This is a genomic window from Streptosporangium sp. NPDC051022, from assembly GCF_040683035.1.
GTDB lineage: Bacteria > Actinomycetota > Actinomycetes > Streptosporangiales > Streptosporangiaceae > Streptosporangium.
Genome location: NZ_JBFBCF010000021.1, coordinates 107,930 through 123,011, shown reverse-complemented (window position 1 = coordinate 123,011; position 15,082 = coordinate 107,930). Strand labels below are relative to the sequence as shown.

Genomic DNA, 15,082 nt, shown 5'->3' with positions numbered 1-15,082 from the left:
CGGAAGAGTGTTTGGGCGTTAAGTCCGACTTATGTACTAACTTGCTCCGGGACACCGCACCGAAAGGCCCGGATGGAGCTGCAGGCCGGTTGTCCTGTCCAAGGAGACCTTGCAGTGTTTGGACTTAGGTGGCAGTGAGCGCTGCACCGTTCGGACTTACCTTGCAACGAGCCGGACGTCCAGCAGCGAACCGCCCCGCAGAATGAGGGCCACCGGACCGTTGTTGCGCGCGAATTTGACGTCGGTGCCGATGGCCTGCTCGCTGTGGCGGGATCGTCTTCTACCGCGCGATGTGCTCGTAGGCGCCGGGTTGACTCTCCCCTGGGAGGAGGGACGACGGTGGCCGGACCAGGATGTGATGGAGGTTGATGATGGCTCAGCTGGTGCTGATCGGCACGTTCTCGGCCATGACCCGGCTGTCGGTCAAGGCGTTGCGCCTCTACGACGAGCTGGATCTGCTGCGGCCGGCGAAGGTCGACGCCTCCAACGGCTATCGCTACTACGCGCTCGGACAGGCGGGCAAGGCGGAATCGATCCGCAGGCTGCGGGCACTCGACATGCCGATCGAGGAGATCAGGCGAGTGCTGGCCGCCTCTCCGGCGGACGTCTCCCGCCTGCTGGCCGCGCACCGGCGACGCCTGCGGGCGGAGCGCGATCGCCACGATCACATGCTGGCCGTCATCACTCGGCTGATCAACGACGAGGAGCGCCTCATGAACTACACGATCGCTGTCGAAACCCTGCCCGCGCAGATCGTGGCCTCAGTGCGCCGCCACACCGATCTGGCCGGTACCGGTGCGACGGTCGCCGAGGGCTTCGGCGTCCTCGTCGGGGCCCTCACGCAAGCCGGCCGGCCCCCGGCCGGTGCCCCCTTCCTGGTGTTCCACGATGTCATCGACGCCGACAACGACGGCGACATCGAGATCTGCATACCGATCGGGGCACCCGTCGCCGAGGCCTCTCCCGTGCAGGTCGGCCAGACGGCCGAGGTCACCGCCGCGGTCACCACCCACCAAGGCCGCCACGACGAGATCGCCCCCGCCTACCACGCTCTGACCACCTGGATTACCGAGCACGGCCACGAGATCGCCGGCCCGCCCCGGGAGACCTACCTCAACGACCCAGCCATGACCGCCGAGGCCGACCTGCTCACCCAAATTGCCTGGCCGATCCGATGACCAACGGAGCGATCATGCGAACGGACCGCCTCACCGGAAGGACTCATCGCCCCGGCTGAGCAGGGCAGGAGACAGGTGCCGGGGCCGAGACCGCCCCGGCACCGTGAGGGGCTGCGCCGTGTGCTGCCGGGCCGAGGCCCGATACCGGCTGCACCGTACGGCAGCCGGCCATCGGCCGCCAGCGTCATTCGAGCTCGCCGACAACGAGTCCGCAGGACCCGCTGACGTCAGGTCCGCGCGCAACAACCGTCGTTCCCGACAATGCAAAGTGATTCCGGGCAACCCGCGGCGCCCCTGTTCGGACCTACATCGCAGTTCGCAGGTCAGCACCGCGAAGAGGTGCGGCTTTCCAGCCGACAGGACACCGTGCGGGGCAGGGCGAAGGCCTCGCGCGTGCGCGTAAGGCACTCCAAAAACTCCGAAAACCTCCAGCGCCCTCTCCCTTGCTCGCCTCGGCCCGGGATCCGGATCGAGCCGTCAGCGCCGCCCGCGGGCAAGTCCCCTACGGCGCTTGCCCGCATCGGCGGGTGCGGGGGACTTGCGGGCGGGCAAGCGACGGCTACGCTCCCCGGCCCGGCCTGGCGGGCAGGGCTCCGGTCCGCCTCCTCGGCGTCCGTGGTCTTCTTCGCGCGTGCGCGTAGGGTGTCGCGAAAGTCGCGAAAGTCTCGCCTCGTTCCAGGCGGCCGGCCCCGGTTTCGCCTGCCGTTCCATCGTGGGAGGCGTTACTAATGACGTGTGGAGCATCTGTACTGGGAGCTCGGATCGCGCGCGGGCGGCGCCTGCTTCGAGGTGTGGTTCTGTTGGTGAGAATCGGAGCCAGATGTTGGTCAGTGGCTTTCGAGATCATCGGCCGGAATGTGCGGTGTTGATGAGTTCGGGGGCCAACCGCGCGGCTCAGGTCGCCCCGGGACGTCCATGCTCTTGACGCTGTCGACAGCCGACCCCGCTGCATCAGATCATGAAGCCATGTCGGAACAGATCCCCGCCCACCTTGACGGCATCGGCCCAGGCTGGCATCCGCTGCTGCAACGCCTACATGAGGAGCTGCTGGCCGTAAGCCCCAGCTACAGCGTCCAGCAGGTCAAGGAGAAGTACGGCACCTTACGCATCTACCTCCTCACCGGCCTGTTGCGCCACCTGCACCAGGGGGGCGACATGTGGCCCGAACCACACGAGGCGGAACGCTACAAGCAGGAGGACGACGCGGCGACACTCCTCGTACGCGCCGCTGAACAGGAGTCGGCCAGGATCTGTGAGTACTGCGGTAATCCCGGCCAGGCCAGGGAACGTCCCTGGATCAAAACCCTGTGCGACGATTGCAACGCCTGTCGCTGAGACTGAGCGTTTCGCGGCAGCCGCACGGTCTCGGCCGGTACGAACGGGATTGCACGCGGCTCTTGGTAGCTCTCGGTTTCGCCGACATCTGCGGCGTTGAAGATCGGCATCCGGCTCCCGAAACCAGCTACAAGCGGCTCCCAAACTCGTCGACGAAGCCAGAGGTGGAACTGCGCGGCTCAGCCGCCAGGGTGTGCCTCATGGACAGCGACGACTCCAGGCCTACCTCGACGGCGGCGAGTACGAGTACTACGGCGGCTTCTACAACGTCAGCCCCGTCGTCCTGGAGGTGCCTGCCCTACGCTCGTCGTCGACAGCAACGGCCACCGGATCAAGGCCGCAGTCACCGAGCTCTTCGACTGACCACGTCCGGCGGGTGGGACCAGTTCAGAGCGTCCTAACCAGACACCCCCGCGTGCCCCGCGCGCGTAGAGACCCTGGCGAAACTGGCGAAACCCGCCGCCGTGTTCCTCACGCGCGCCTGCGCGCGAGTGCCTCGCGAAACTCTCCCCTGGGTCAGGCTGTGGCGTCCGCCGGATCGTCCTCGCCATCGGCGGCCGCGTCCTGCTCCGTTGTGGGGAACAGTTCCAACTGCTCGCCGAGCGGCTCGTGCCCGGTGAGCTTCAGGCACCGGCGGCACGTCACCGGCCCGCGGTCCGGGTGGGCCGCACCCGGATCCCACCCGCTAACGCCCACTTGGCACGCCCTGGAGCCGACCGCTGGAAGTTGTCCTGGCGGCCGGGCACCGGGGGATACAACCGGTGGGAGCCCCGCTCCGTACCCGCTCTGGCGCGAAGCCTCGGTGCCACTGTGTGCCCGAGGAGGTGTTTGCGGCGGCGGGGTCAGTTCAGGGGCGGGGTGCTTGCCGGTGGTCGGCGGTGATGCGTGGCTCGCTCGTAGTCGAACCCGAGCCCGAGCAGTGTCGGTTCGCTGAACGGCCGTCCCAGTAGTTCGACTCCCACCGGCATGCCGTCGGGTGTGAAGCCGGCTGGGATCGTCAGGGCGGGAAACCCGGTGTTGGCGGCGAGGGCGCAGACCCTGAGCCCCTCCTGAGGCTGCCCGATCGGCGCGGCCTGCTGTGAGACCGCCGGGTAGATCAGTGCGTCCAGGTCGTTGTCCTCAAACAGCTTGTGGAGCAGCTGTTGCGCCTGCGCGCGCCGGGCCAGCCGTTGGTGGTAGGCCTCTTGCGGGCCGGTCGAGCTGCCCAGCCGGGCCTTGAGTCGCGTCAGGACCGTGGGCGTGACCTGGCCGGAGGTGACGATGTCGGCCAGGGTCACGATGTCGGCCGGTGGCTCCAGCCGGGCCAGCGAGCGTGGGAATCGTGAGCCTGGCGCCGCCAGGTAGCGGTTGAGGTCGCGTTCGATCTCGTCGTTGATCACGATGGAGGCGTCCACCGCCGACGTCAGCGCGGGTTGGGCCGGCAGGTCGACGATGGTCGCGCCCTGCGAGGCCATGTCCTCGGCGGCCGCCCGGACCAGCGCCGTCGTCACCTGGGCGGGCCCTGACGTGCTCAGATAGTCGGTGAACACGCCGATGCGGGCGTTGACCAGGGCGGTGTCGTCCAGTGCGGCGGTGTAGGTGTGGGGGATCCGTCCGATGGACGCCTTGGTGGACGGGTCGTCCGGGTCGTATCCGGCAGTGGCGTCCAGGATCAGTGCGATGTCACTGACTGACTTGGCCATGGGGCCGCCGACGTCCTGGGTGTCGGAAAGAGGCGCGATCCCGTCGCGGCTGGACAGGCCCTGGCTCGGCCGCAACCCGACCAGGCTGTTGTGCGCCGCCGGGCTGCGGATGGAGCCGCAGGTGTCTGAGCCCAGGCCGGCCGCGCCGAAGCCGGCTGCGACGCCGGCGCCCGTACCGCCGCTGGAGCCGCCCGGGTTGCGGGTCTGGTCGTAGGGGTTGCGGGTTTGCCCACCAAGCGAGCTGATGGTCTCGACGCCGGAGGCGAACTCGTGCAGGTTGGTCTTGGCGATGATGATCGCGCCGGCCGCGCGCAGCCGCGCGACCTGCTCGGCGTCATCGGCAGGGCGCCAGTGCTTCAGCGCCAGCGAGCCGTTGGACGTGGGCAGGTCTTCGGTGTCGTAGTTGTCCTTGATCAGGAGCGGGATGCCGTGCAGCGGGCCGCGGACGCGCCCCTGTCGGCGTTCGGCGTCGAGCCGGGCGGCATCGGCGATTGCCGTCGGGTCCGTGCGGATGACCGCATTGACACCGGGCTGGTCGGCATACGCCTGCTCGTAAGCGTCGATGCGTGCCTGGTATGCCTTGACCAGTTGGACCGAGGTGACCTGGCCGCTCGCCAGTAGTTCGCGCAACTTGGTGGCGTCCAGGTCCACCACCCACTCGGCGATGTCGGCTGGTGTTGCCCGGTTGCCTGCGTCGCCAAGCGCGGCACCGCTGCCCGTTGCCGCACCGAGTGTGACCATAGGCGCCGTCAGGACGACGATACCGGCCGCCAAGGCCGCTACTCGGGTGTGCCGGTTCCGCCTTCGTCTTGCCACATCGGCCTCCTCGTCACCGATTGGCGCCTCGACGTACAGCACGGGAGATGTGCGGTCGGCCCTGCAGGCCGTGGCCGCTGACCGTGCCGCCTAGATTATGGCTCGGGGTGGCCGTAGCGGCTACCCGCCAGAGGGGGCGCATCAGGCACGAAAGCCAGCGTCGTTTGACTCTCGGCCCACCCGGGCTTCTTGAGCACGCGCTCGCAGGCAAGGCCGCGAGCTTCAGGGGTTCCGCGGGTTTGGCCAGGTCGGTTATCAGGAGCCAGAATCCCGGACCGGCACTAATCGGTACGCCCCGGCGCCGACCGGCCAGGACCGACATCGGCACGCCGACGAGCGGGAAGGGCACCGGCATGCCGGAGCATGAGACGTGCCGGAGGGGGAGTTGCTGACGGCCGCCGAACGGCGAACGCTGCACGCGGTGCCCGGCGCCGTGCTGAAGGTGCTCAACCGTCTCAGCTGTGATCTGGAGGACGGCCACGACGGCGCGCACCTCGCCCTCGCCCAGCACACCGACGACTGGGCGGAATGTGGTGGCTGCGCTGGGCGCCCGGTGGCGTGTGGGAGCTGGCCGCGCTGCCGGACTGCGACCGCCCCCTCTCCCAGGGCCTGGCGGTGTGTGCCCCTGCCCGCCGGGCACTCGGGGTGGTGCCGCTGTGCTTAGAACGGCGGCTCGTCAGGCCAGGCGGTCGGAGATAGCGCGGTTGCGGGCAAGGGAAGGTTGTGCACCACGAACAAGTCCAAGATGTCGGTGCGGTCCATGAAGATGATCGATCGTCGCTGCGAGGCATCTAGGTTGGTGCCAAGCCAGTTCCGGGCCTGCTTGGTGATCTCCCCGCCTGCGACGATGAAGGCGTGATCGACTAGGACACGTTTGCCGAATTCGGGATCGAAGATCTCGTGGCCGAGCATCATCAGCACCTGGTTGTAGATCTCGGCGACGTTGGCGTTGCCGGCACGGCTGGTCCCAGAAGCGTCGAGTTTGCCTTTCTTCGCCTGCAGGCCGCAGTAGAGCACGTGCTGGGTGGGAAGTGTGAATTTCATCCAGACGTCCTTGCCGTACTGCAAGGCCTTGTCCTTGTGGCCGGCGGCGGTGACCCGGTGAAAGCCCATCTGCCGAAACAACGGGAGCAGGATCTCCTCGATCAGCTCATCTTCCGACGCCTTCTCCAGATAAGCGAGGAGCTGGTCACGACGCTTGAGCTCGGCATCCGAGGTGCGAGGGGGCGGCTCAGACGGTGGGCTGCCAGGTGCCGTCGAGCACGACGCCGGCGTCGGCGGCGATCCGGTCGCGGGAGGCCAGCAGGCGCTCCCGCAGGGCGGGCAGGTCCACGTCCACGAGCACACCGTGGCGTTTGACGACGCGGCCGGCGGTCAGGACGGTGTCCACCAGGCCGGGGTGGCCCTGGCTGATGATGCTTCCGGCCGGGTCGGTGACGGGGAAGATGGTCAGGTCGTCGGTGCGCAGCAGGATGATGTCGGCGTCCTTGCCGGGGGTGAGGCTGCCGGTGCGGGCCGCGAGGCCCATGGAGGCGGCGGCGTCGATGGTGGCGAAGTCGAGCAGGTCGCGGGAGCGCAGGCGTCCGTCGATGCTGCGCTGGACGGCGAAGGCGGTGCGCAGGGTGGAGAACACGTCGCCGCCGGCGGAGGGGACGTCGTCGATGGACAGGGTGGGGCGCAGGCCCGCGTCAAGGGCGAGGCCGGTCATGGGGGCGCCGAAGCCCATTTTGAGTTCGACGTCGGGACTGATGGAGATGGAGCCGCCGGCGTTGGCGAGCAGGCGTAGTTCGTCCACGCCGATGCCGTTGGCGTGAACGCCAGTGAGGGTGTCGCGGAGCAGGCCGTGTTCGTGCAGCTCGGTGATGACGCCGGGGGCTTCGAGGTGGAGGCTGATGCGCAGGTCGAGTTCGTCGGCGAGTTTGACCTCGCGGGCGGTGGTGTCGATGCCGGTGGTACCGGGTCCGCGCATGCCGAGAGCCAGGTCGATGCGGCCGCCGCCGGTCAGGGTGGCGCGCACGCGGCGGATGTCGTCCTCGATCGCGGTGTCGCTGCCCCAGCCGGCGCCGAGGCAGAAGACAGAGCGGCCGGGGGCGTCGGTGAGGGCGGCGACGGCGGCGTCCTCGTGCTGGTGGGTCTGGGCGACGTGGTACCAGTCGAGCATGGTGGTGACGCCGGAGTGCAGGGCTTCCAGGCGGCCCAGGAGGGTGGCGATGTAGACGTCTTCGGGGGTGTAGTGGGGCTTGACGGTGCGGTGCATGGCCTGGGCCCACTGGGGGAAGGTCCAGTCGGATCCGGCGCCGCGGAAGGCGGTCTGCCAGGCGTGGCGGTGGTTGTCCACGAAGCCGGGCATCACGATCCGCTCGCTCGCGTCGATGACCTCGGCGTCGGGCGTGTCGATGTGCGGGGCGACCTCGATGATCTGCCCGTCCTCGATGAGGACGTCGCCGCGGGCCAGGTCGCCGAGTGTCGGGTCCATGGTGACGACGGTGCCGCCGGTGATGAGGGTCTTCATGGTGTCGCTCCTTGTACGTGCACGGTCAAAGGGTGGTGCGCGGCCAGGCAGGCCGCTTGCGTCGAGGTGGTCAGGTCCGGGCGGCGAGGACGGCGTCGGCTGCGGCGAGGGCGTCGGTGACGAGGTCGGCGGTGTCCTCGGTGCCGGCGGCCAGGCGGACCAGGCCGGGCGGGACGGCTTCGGTGATCTGCTCGTCGCTGAGCATGCCGCGCCACATCGACGCCGGGTGGACGGCCAGGGACTCGACGCCGCCCAGGCTGGCGGAGCGCTGGGAGTAGCGCAGGTGGCCGAGGAAGGCGTCGGCCGCCTCGAAGCCGCCGGTGAACTCGACGCTGAGGACGCCGCCGAAGCCGCTCATCTGGTCGACGGCGAGCTTGTGCTGCGGGTGGGACTCCAGGCCGGGGTAGTGGACCCGGGCGACGGCCGGGTGCTCGGACAGGGCCTGCGCGAGGGCCAGGCCGTTGTCGTTGTGGCGGGGCATGCGCAGCGGCAGGGTGCGGATGCCGCGCAGTAGCAGCCAGGCGTCGATCGGGCCGAGGGTGGCACCGGTGAGCAGGCTGGTGTCCCAGATGCGGTCCAGGATCTTCGCAGGGCCGGCGAGGGCTCCGGCGCAGACGTCGGTGTGCCCGTTGAGGTACTTGGTGGCGCTGTGCCATACCACGTCGATGCCGTACTCGGCGGGCCGCTGGTTGAGGGGGGTGGCGAAGGTGTTGTCGGCCAGTGTGGTGATGCCGTGGGCGCGCGCGAGACCGGCGACGGCGCGCAGGTCGGTGATGTGCAGCAGCGGGTTGCTGGGCGTCTCCAGCAGGATCAGGCGGGTCTTGGGGGTGACGGCCCGCTCGAACGCCTCCGTGTCGCGCTGGTCGACGACCGTGGTGGAGACCCCCAGGCGCGGCAGGAGGTTCAGCAGCAGGGAGGCGGTGCCGCCGTAGGTCGACTTCTGCCCGATGACGTGGTCGCCGGCGGAGACCAGGGCGAGGACGGCGGTGGTGATCGCGGCCATGCCGGAGGCGGTGACCATCGCCGCCTCGGTGCCCTCCAGCTCCGCCAGGACCGCGGCGACCTGGGCATGGTTGGGGTTGCCGAACCGGGTGTAGAAGCTCTTGCCGCGCGCCTCGGTCGCGCCCAGCGCGAACGTGTCGCCGTCTCCTGCGGAGAACGCGGCGGTCTGGTAGATCGGGGGCGCCACGGCGGGGTCGGGGTGGACGTGGCGGTCGGCGTGAACGGTGACGGTGCTGCGGCCCGGCATGGCTGGCCCTTCCGTAATCCAACGGTTCGTTCACAGCCAGCATGTGGGGCCGTGACGCTACCGCGACCCGCCTGCCAGCACATTCGGCACATAATTGCGCACCTCATAGGCGGGACGTGTCGCAGGAAGGGTGTTCTCAGCAATATTCTGCTCATCATGGATGAGACGGACCGGGCGATCCTGGCGGTGCTGGAGAGCGACGGGAGGATCAGCAACAGCGAGCTCGCCGCGCGAGTGGGCCTGTCACCCTCGCCGTGCCTGCGCCGAGTACGGCAGCTGGAGGAGAGCCGGGTGATCCGCGGCTACCGGGCGGTGGTGGACCCCAAGGCGGTGGAACGGGGCCTGCGCGTGTTCGCCGGGGTGCGGCTGGTCCGGCACGTGCGCGCGGACATCACCGCGTTCGAGACCGCGGTGACGCAGCTGGCCGAGGTGCGGGCCTGCCACCACATCACCGGCAGCTTCGACTACCTGCTGCACGTGGAGGTCGCCGACCTGGACGCCTACGAGGACTTCCACGCCACCCGGCTCGCGTCCCTGCCAGGGGTCGCCACGGTCAACAGCTTCGTCATCATGAAGACCCTCGACAACACCTGAACCCCCCGTCTCCCGACGGCCCGCGTCGCACCGTCGCCCTGGCGGAAGACGTCCGGCCGGCCCGGCGGGGTGTCACAGGGCGACGGTGCCGCGAATCAGGACGGAGGTGTCCCCGCCGATCCAGACGGTGCCGTCGTCCTCCGCGGTGACGGCGATGCCGGCGTCCCGACCCACACGCGTCCTCTGGGAGACCCGGTAGGCGGCCGGGGCCGCGCCGGTTTCGGTGAACCACTGGGCGACGGCGGCGTTCATGCTGCCGCAGGCAGGGTCCTCGGGGACGCCGACAGCGGGGGCGAAGGTCCGCATCTCGTAGCGGTACTCGCTGCCGCCGGGGTGGGCGCCGATCGCGCCGGCCATCGCGTCGGGGATGAGGGACAGGTCGGGTTCCAGGTCCAGGACCTCGCGGGCGGCGGCCAGCTGAACCACCGCCCAGCCGGGGCCGTTGTCGCCCCACTGGTGGGCCGGCACCTGCTCGCGGGTGATACCGAACGCCGCCGTGATCCGCTCCAGATAGGCGTCGTCGAGGGCGCCGCCGCGGATGCGGGGCGGGGCGGCGAACGCGAGGTCCTCGCCCCCTGGCGGACGGTGACCAGACCCGCCGCGCACTCCTGCACGATCCTTCCGGCACGGCGCGGGGCGCCTCCGGCTTTCAGCCAGGCCCGAGCGGAGCCGAGGGCGGGATGGTCGGCGAACGGCAGCTCGGCCTCGGGGGTGAGCACCACCCCGACTTCCGAGATCAATCAATCTCGGAAGTCGTCTCCAGACTGTACTTCCGAGATTCCGCATCCTGGGGGCCGAGGAGAGGCTCCAACCTGCTTCCGGGATTACGAACATGATCGGCTCATGGCCGCCTCTGGCCGTATCTCGGCCGGACCCGAACCAGTGACGCCGCCTCGCCCCGACACCTCCTCCCCTCGGTGGCTCCCGCCGCTTGAGCGCCCGAACTATGAGGGGTGAGGTCTACGGGGCGGCCATAGGGCCGTGTGCGGGGCGTGCGGCGCGGGCCGTACGATCGGCGGGATGATCGCCCGTCAGAGTCAGATCGTCGTCGACTGCGCGTCCCCGGCGAGGCTCGCCGTCTTCTGGGGCCGCCTGCTGGGCGGCACGTCGGCGCACCGCGATCCCGGCTGGTCCTACGTCGATCCCCCAGGGGGTCTGCGGCTGGCCTTCCAGCGGGTACCCGAGCCGAAGGCCGGCAAGAACCGGCTCCACCTGGACCTGGCCGTCGACGACGTCCCCGCGGCGGCCGAGGCCGCGGCCGCGCTGGGCGGCGAGTGCGTCGGTGGGCTCATGCGCGACGAGGTAGGCGCGTTCCAGGTCATGCGTGATCCGGAGGGCAACGAGTTCTGTCTCGTCGGTCCGTAGCAAGCACCACAAAACTGGACAGCTACTGATGATCTACGCGTGATGCCGTCCGGCGACCCGTAGTCATCCCAGGTCAGAGCCGCCGTCTGTGGCGACATCACGCGCTGGGATTCGGTAATGGGAGCCGAGACTTGAGGATCGAGGTCAAGACCGTTTCCTTGGCGACAGGAACCCGTGGCGAAAACGCAACCCCGCAGTGTCTGTCTGCCGCATTCCCGGTTGCCTCCGTCGAGGGCCCTCAGAGAAGAGACCACAGGGAGTGACCTGCTCTCTGACAGCGGTTCCGCAGCCGGTGTACTGACCCTGCTTTGGCCCAGGACTCCCGAAGCTACGGCCAGGGGCAGAGTAGGGGGCCGAACCCGTACTGACCTGCGCTTAGGCCGCTACTTCGCCCCGGGGCGTAGCTTCGGGAGTCCTGGGCCGTCACCACTGGTCAGGATCTTCGCGATCGATCTGGTCCAAGAGCTCGTCCGCGCTGGGCGTGCTCGAGGAAGTGGAGCGCCGTCGCCGCGAAGCCGTCGTGCTGTCGGCTCGGCTGACGACCGGCGTCCCGGAAAGTTCTTTAAAGAAATCCGGGAGGCGGTGTCGGATCGGGGCGGTGGTGTTCGTAGCAAGGGTGAGGCCGCCCGCAAGGGGCGGCACCAAGGTGAAGGAACCGCGATCATGAAGCTGACGACCATGACCCAGGTCACCCTCGATGGAGTGATGCAGGGAAACGGCGGTGCGTCGGATGACTGCAGGAACGGATTCGAGCGCGGCGGGTGGGCCCGGGGGAGGGGCGACGACGAGACCAGGGCGTTCATCACGCAGACCTACCAGCGCGCCGAGGCGTTCCTGTTCGGCCGGCGCACCTACGAGTTGTTCGCCGGCTCCTGGGGATCAGTCGACCAGATGCGCGCACATCCCATCGGCGTGGCCTTGAACGAGGCCCCCAAGTACGTTGCCTCGACCTCGCTCACCGCGCCGCGTTGGGAGGACACGACCGTTCTCCACGGCGGCGACCTCGCGGCGGCCATCAGTGAGCTGAAGGCCAAGCCCGGGGGTGAGCTGCAGGTGCACGGCAGTGGCGCCCTGACCCGGTGGCTGCTGGAGAACGATCTGGTCGACGAGATGACTCTGATCGTGATCCCGGTGATCCTCGGCCAGGGCGCGAGACTGTTCCCGGAGACCGGCCCGGATCTTGCGCTCGATCTGGTCGAGTCTCGGGTCGACTCGAAGGGTGTGACGATCCAGGTCTACCGGCCGGCCGGGCGCCCTCAGTATGCGCCAACGGCTTGAAGTCCCTGACCACCGAACCACGCTGTCTTGACACCACAGGAGATGATCCTCAGATGCAGTACCTGGTTTCCGTGATCGATGACAAGAGCAATCCCGGCAGCACGGACAGGCGGCCTGCCATCAGCGCGTTCAACGAACGACTGATCGCCGAGGGCTACTGGGTTTTCGCGGGCGGACTCGCCTCGCCCGACACGGCCACCGTCATCGACAACCGGGGCGAGCAGGCGGTGTTCAGCGACGGGCCTTTCGTGGAGTCGAAGGAGTACCTCGCCGGCGTCTGGGTGTGGGAGGCCCCCGATCTGGATGTGGCGCTCAAGCTCGCCGCCGAGGCGTCGAAGGTCTGCGATCGGAAGGTCGAGGTGCGGCCGTTCCAGTGAGCGACGTCGAGGAGGCGATCACCCGGGCCCACCACGAGGAGTGGGCCCGGATGGTCGCCGCCCTGACCCGGCGCTTCGGTGACCTCGGCATCGCCGAGGAGGCGGCCGCCGAGGCGTTCGCGACCGCCGTCGAGCGGTGGCCGACCGACGGTATACCCCCCAACCCCGGCGCCTGGCTGACCACCACCGCGGGCCGCAAGGCCATCGACCGGATCCGCCGCGAGAACAAGCGCGACGACAAGCACAAGGAGGCTCAGATGGTGTACGACGACGACCCGCCCGAGCCTGTCGGCGCCATCGACGACGATCGGCTCCGGCTGATCTTCACCTGCTGTCACCCGGCGCTGGCGATGCAGACCCGCGTAGCGCTGACGCTGCGCATGGTCGGCGGTCTGACCGTGCCCGAGATCGCCCGCGCCTTCCTAGTGCAGGAGACCGCCATGGAGCGGCGGATCACCCGCGCGAAGGCCAAGATCAAGGCGGCCCGCATCCCCTATCGGGTACCGGCCGCGCAGGATCTCCCGGCACGCGTCTCCGGCGTACTCGCCGTGCTGTACCTGGTGTTCAACGAGGGCTACCTGGCCACCGGCCCCGACACCGATCCCCTACGTCATGGCCTGACCGCCGAGGCGATCCGGCTCACCCGCCTGATCCGTGCCCTCCTGCCGGCCGACGGCGAGGTGGCCGGGCTGCTGGCGCTGATGCTCCTCACCGAGGCCCGCCGCACCACCCGGGTCTCGGCCAGCGGCGAACTGGTCCCCTTGGCCGAGCAGGACCGTGGGGCCTGGGACGCGGCACTGATCGCCGAGGGCCAACGGCTGGTGCGCGAGCGCCTCGCCGCTGCCGCCGCCGGACTCGCTCCGGGCCGCTACCAGATCCTCGCAGCGATCAACGCCGTGCACACCTCCGCCCGCGACATGCGCGACACCGAGTGGTCGCAGGTCCTCGCCCTCTACGACCAGCTCGTCCGCCTCGACCCCTCGCCGATCATCGCCCTCAACCGGGCCATCGCGGTCGCCGAACTCGACGGCCCGCAGGTGGCATTGGCGGCCGTCGACCGCCTTGAGGACAAGCTGGCCGGCTATCACGCCTACCACGCCACCCGCGCCGACCTGCTGCGCCGGCAGGGCCACAGCCAGCAGTCACGCGCGGCCTACGACAAAGCCATCGAACTGGCGGGCAACACCGCCGAGACCGCCTACCTGACCCGCCGCCGCGACCAACTGCGATAGCGCCCACAGATCCCGATCAAAACCCCGCGCGCAGCGGCGGCCGACCCATTTGGCATCCTTGGCGTGCCCGTACCGGCGGCGGAAGCGGGGAGTGTGTTGTCGACGGAAGGGGTGGCGTCGTCTTCTTGATGCGTCATGCGTGTGAGAGTGACGGCGATGCCCTGGTGTGCAACCCACCCCCTGGAAGACGCACCAACGACCGTGTCACCAGCCCCAAACGAGCGGTTTGTACCGAGGCCAAGCCATCTATGCGAGGGTCGACTGCTGTCCTGAGCGAAGCTCTTGGAGATCGGGAACGTGGTTGTAGAGGGTGTCCACGCTCACGCCGAGCAACCTGGCGATCGAGGTGACCGACCGCTCGGGGTCGGGGAGCAGGTCGCGGGCCGCCTTGAGCGGGTACCACCGGAATACGGTAGAAACGGGCCGCGGGACGGCAGAGCCGCCGCTCAGCGCTGGGCCAGCGCCTCGTAGGCAGTGGAGCGGCCGATCTTGAGGGTGCGGGCGGCCTCGGTGACCGAGACGCCGTCGTCGACCAGACGGCGCAGTGTGGCCAGTTCGGCGGGGGCGCCGCTCAGTGGCCGCCACCGGCGGCGTGCTCCCAGCGGTCGAGGTCGGCCTGCATCTGGGCGAGCCACTCCCGGCCCTTTCTGCGCCCGTCGGGGAGTTGGTCGTCGCGGTCCCAACGCCAGGAGACCACGAGGGCGAGGCTGAGGATCCGGCAGTCGGCGAGCAGCCCGGAGTCGGCGCCTGGGTAGTGCGCGGCGACGTCCTCCGGAGCATGCGCGAGGTCGAACTCGACGGGTCCGCGGCAGACGGTCTCCAGGTCGATGAAGAGCGGTCCGTCCGCGGTGGCGAGCAGGTTGCCGGGGTGCGGTTCGCCGTGCAGGAGCTGTTGCCGCGTGCCGCGGTCCAGGATCGCGCGGCTGATTCCGTGGAGGGTGTCGGTCAGCAGGGCGCGTTCCGCGGCGCCGAGGTCCGGGCTGACGGCGGGGTCCTCGACCACCCGGAGGGCGTCGGCGACGCGGTCGGTGAAGTGCGGTGCGGCGAAGTCGATGCGGCGCAGGCCGGCGTGCAGCCGGGCCAGGGCGTCGGCGTAGGCGGCGGGTGGGTGGTTCTCGGGTGCGGTGGTGGGCTCGTAGTAGGTCCAGAGGGTGACGGCGAAGCCGTCGCGGACATGGACGCGGGGCTCGGCCCTCGGATCGAGACCCGCCACCGGGCTGCCGGTCCCGGCGAGGCGCCGGGCGATCTCGACCTCGAAGTCGAGGCGGTGCGCGAGGGGCGCGACCCGGGCGAGCATGCCGCTGGGCCGCAGCCGGACGGCGATCCGGTTCGAGTTGTGCAGTACAGCGGCGTCGTCGGCGCCCAGACCGTACTCGGCGGCCGTGTCGACGGCCGCGGCCACCGCCCGCGGGATCTCGGTGTCCTTCACGTGTTCGGTGCCTCTCCCTGCTGGAGTTGATGTGT

General features: G+C 69.5%; 16 protein-coding genes and 1 pseudogene. 8 read left to right on the top strand and 9 right to left on the bottom strand.

Annotation, left to right across the window (positions count from 1 at the left end; all coding sequences use genetic code 11):
* The first annotated feature begins 368 nt into the window (after positions 1-368).
* Together AB0N02_RS29740 and AB0N02_RS29735 are read left to right on the top strand one after the other, a co-directional pair.
* Positions 369-1,178: a MerR family transcriptional regulator gene (locus tag AB0N02_RS29740; protein WP_363953137.1), complete on the top strand. Its 810-nt coding sequence runs from the start codon at positions 369-371 to the stop codon at positions 1,176-1,178.
* A gap of 966 nt (positions 1,179-2,144) precedes the next feature.
* Complete coding sequence (locus AB0N02_RS29735) at positions 2,145-2,513, top strand: hypothetical protein (protein WP_363953135.1); 369 nt, start codon at positions 2,145-2,147, stop codon at positions 2,511-2,513.
* A 516-nt stretch (positions 2,514-3,029) separates the two neighbouring features.
* On the opposite strand, the gene AB0N02_RS29730 is transcribed toward AB0N02_RS29735, so the two are convergent.
* Together AB0N02_RS29730 and AB0N02_RS29725 are read right to left on the bottom strand one after the other, a co-directional pair.
* Entirely contained in the window at positions 3,030-3,158 is a 129-nt protein-coding gene (locus AB0N02_RS29730) for a hypothetical protein (protein ID WP_363953133.1), read from the bottom strand.
* Positions 3,159-3,355: 197 nt separating this feature from the next.
* Positions 3,356-4,849, bottom strand: a complete 1,494-nt coding sequence (locus tag AB0N02_RS29725; protein ID WP_363953131.1) for an amidase family protein — start codon at positions 4,847-4,849, stop codon at positions 3,356-3,358.
* Positions 4,850-5,381: 532 nt separating this feature from the next.
* Between AB0N02_RS29725 and AB0N02_RS29720 the strand changes: the two genes are divergently transcribed.
* The gene (locus AB0N02_RS29720; protein WP_363953129.1) at positions 5,382-5,675 is read left to right on the top strand and encodes a hypothetical protein; all 294 of its coding nucleotides are present in this window, start codon (positions 5,382-5,384) and stop codon (positions 5,673-5,675) included.
* On the opposite strand, the gene AB0N02_RS29715 is transcribed toward AB0N02_RS29720, so the two are convergent.
* The 3 genes from AB0N02_RS29715 to AB0N02_RS29705 form a co-directional block, all read right to left on the bottom strand.
* Positions 5,672-6,136: a hypothetical protein gene (locus AB0N02_RS29715; protein WP_363953127.1), complete on the bottom strand. Its 465-nt coding sequence runs from the start codon at positions 6,134-6,136 to the stop codon at positions 5,672-5,674. The genes AB0N02_RS29720 and AB0N02_RS29715 overlap by 4 nt on opposite strands.
* A 106-nt stretch (positions 6,137-6,242) precedes the next feature.
* The gene (locus AB0N02_RS29710; protein ID WP_363953125.1) at positions 6,243-7,523 is read right to left on the bottom strand and encodes an amidohydrolase family protein; all 1,281 of its coding nucleotides are present in this window, start codon (positions 7,521-7,523) and stop codon (positions 6,243-6,245) included.
* Between the two features lie 70 nt (positions 7,524-7,593).
* The gene (locus tag AB0N02_RS29705) at positions 7,594-8,772 is read right to left on the bottom strand and encodes an aminotransferase class I/II-fold pyridoxal phosphate-dependent enzyme (RefSeq protein ID WP_363953123.1); all 1,179 of its coding nucleotides are present in this window, start codon (positions 8,770-8,772) and stop codon (positions 7,594-7,596) included.
* A 156-nt stretch (positions 8,773-8,928) separates the two neighbouring features.
* Here AB0N02_RS29705 and AB0N02_RS29700 point away from each other — a divergent pair, with 156 nt between their 5' ends.
* A complete protein-coding gene (locus AB0N02_RS29700; protein WP_363953121.1) occupies positions 8,929-9,366 on the top strand; it encodes an Lrp/AsnC family transcriptional regulator in 438 nt (145 codons plus the stop codon).
* A 72-nt stretch (positions 9,367-9,438) separates the two neighbouring features.
* On the opposite strand, the gene AB0N02_RS29695 is transcribed toward AB0N02_RS29700, so the two are convergent.
* Both AB0N02_RS29695 and AB0N02_RS29690 read right to left on the bottom strand, forming a co-directional pair.
* On the bottom strand, positions 9,439-9,972 hold the full coding sequence (locus AB0N02_RS29695; protein ID WP_363953119.1) for a PhzF family phenazine biosynthesis protein: 534 nt from the start codon (positions 9,970-9,972) through the stop codon (positions 9,439-9,441).
* A 14-nt stretch (positions 9,973-9,986) separates the two neighbouring features.
* Positions 9,987-10,085, bottom strand: a pseudogene (locus AB0N02_RS29690) (phenazine biosynthesis protein PhzF); the annotation flags it as partial.
* A 301-nt stretch (positions 10,086-10,386) separates the two neighbouring features.
* Here AB0N02_RS29690 and AB0N02_RS29685 point away from each other — a divergent pair.
* The 4 genes from AB0N02_RS29685 (at position 10,387) to AB0N02_RS29670 (ending at position 13,618) form a co-directional block, all read left to right on the top strand.
* Positions 10,387-10,731 (top strand): VOC family protein, encoded by a 345-nt coding sequence (locus tag AB0N02_RS29685; protein ID WP_363953117.1) that lies wholly within the window; start codon positions 10,387-10,389, stop codon positions 10,729-10,731.
* Positions 10,732-11,394: 663 nt separating this feature from the next.
* Entirely contained in the window at positions 11,395-12,009 is a 615-nt protein-coding gene (locus AB0N02_RS29680; RefSeq protein ID WP_363953115.1) for a dihydrofolate reductase family protein, read from the top strand.
* Between the two features lie 53 nt (positions 12,010-12,062).
* A complete protein-coding gene (locus tag AB0N02_RS29675) occupies positions 12,063-12,386 on the top strand; it encodes a YciI family protein (protein WP_363953113.1) in 324 nt (107 codons plus the stop codon).
* The gene (locus AB0N02_RS29670; RefSeq protein ID WP_363953111.1) at positions 12,383-13,618 is read left to right on the top strand and encodes a DUF6596 domain-containing protein; all 1,236 of its coding nucleotides are present in this window, start codon (positions 12,383-12,385) and stop codon (positions 13,616-13,618) included. Before AB0N02_RS29675 ends, AB0N02_RS29670 begins: the two co-directional genes overlap by 4 nt.
* A gap of 446 nt (positions 13,619-14,064) precedes the next feature.
* Here the strand turns inward: AB0N02_RS29670 and AB0N02_RS29665 are convergent, their stop codons facing one another.
* Entirely contained in the window at positions 14,065-14,253 is a 189-nt protein-coding gene (locus AB0N02_RS29665) for a helix-turn-helix domain-containing protein (protein WP_363953109.1), read from the bottom strand.
* On the bottom strand, positions 14,190-15,047 hold the full coding sequence (locus AB0N02_RS29660) for an aminoglycoside phosphotransferase family protein (RefSeq protein ID WP_363953107.1): 858 nt from the start codon (positions 15,045-15,047) through the stop codon (positions 14,190-14,192). The genes AB0N02_RS29665 and AB0N02_RS29660 overlap by 64 nt, the downstream gene beginning before the upstream one ends.
* Positions 15,048-15,082 lie beyond the last annotated feature (35 nt).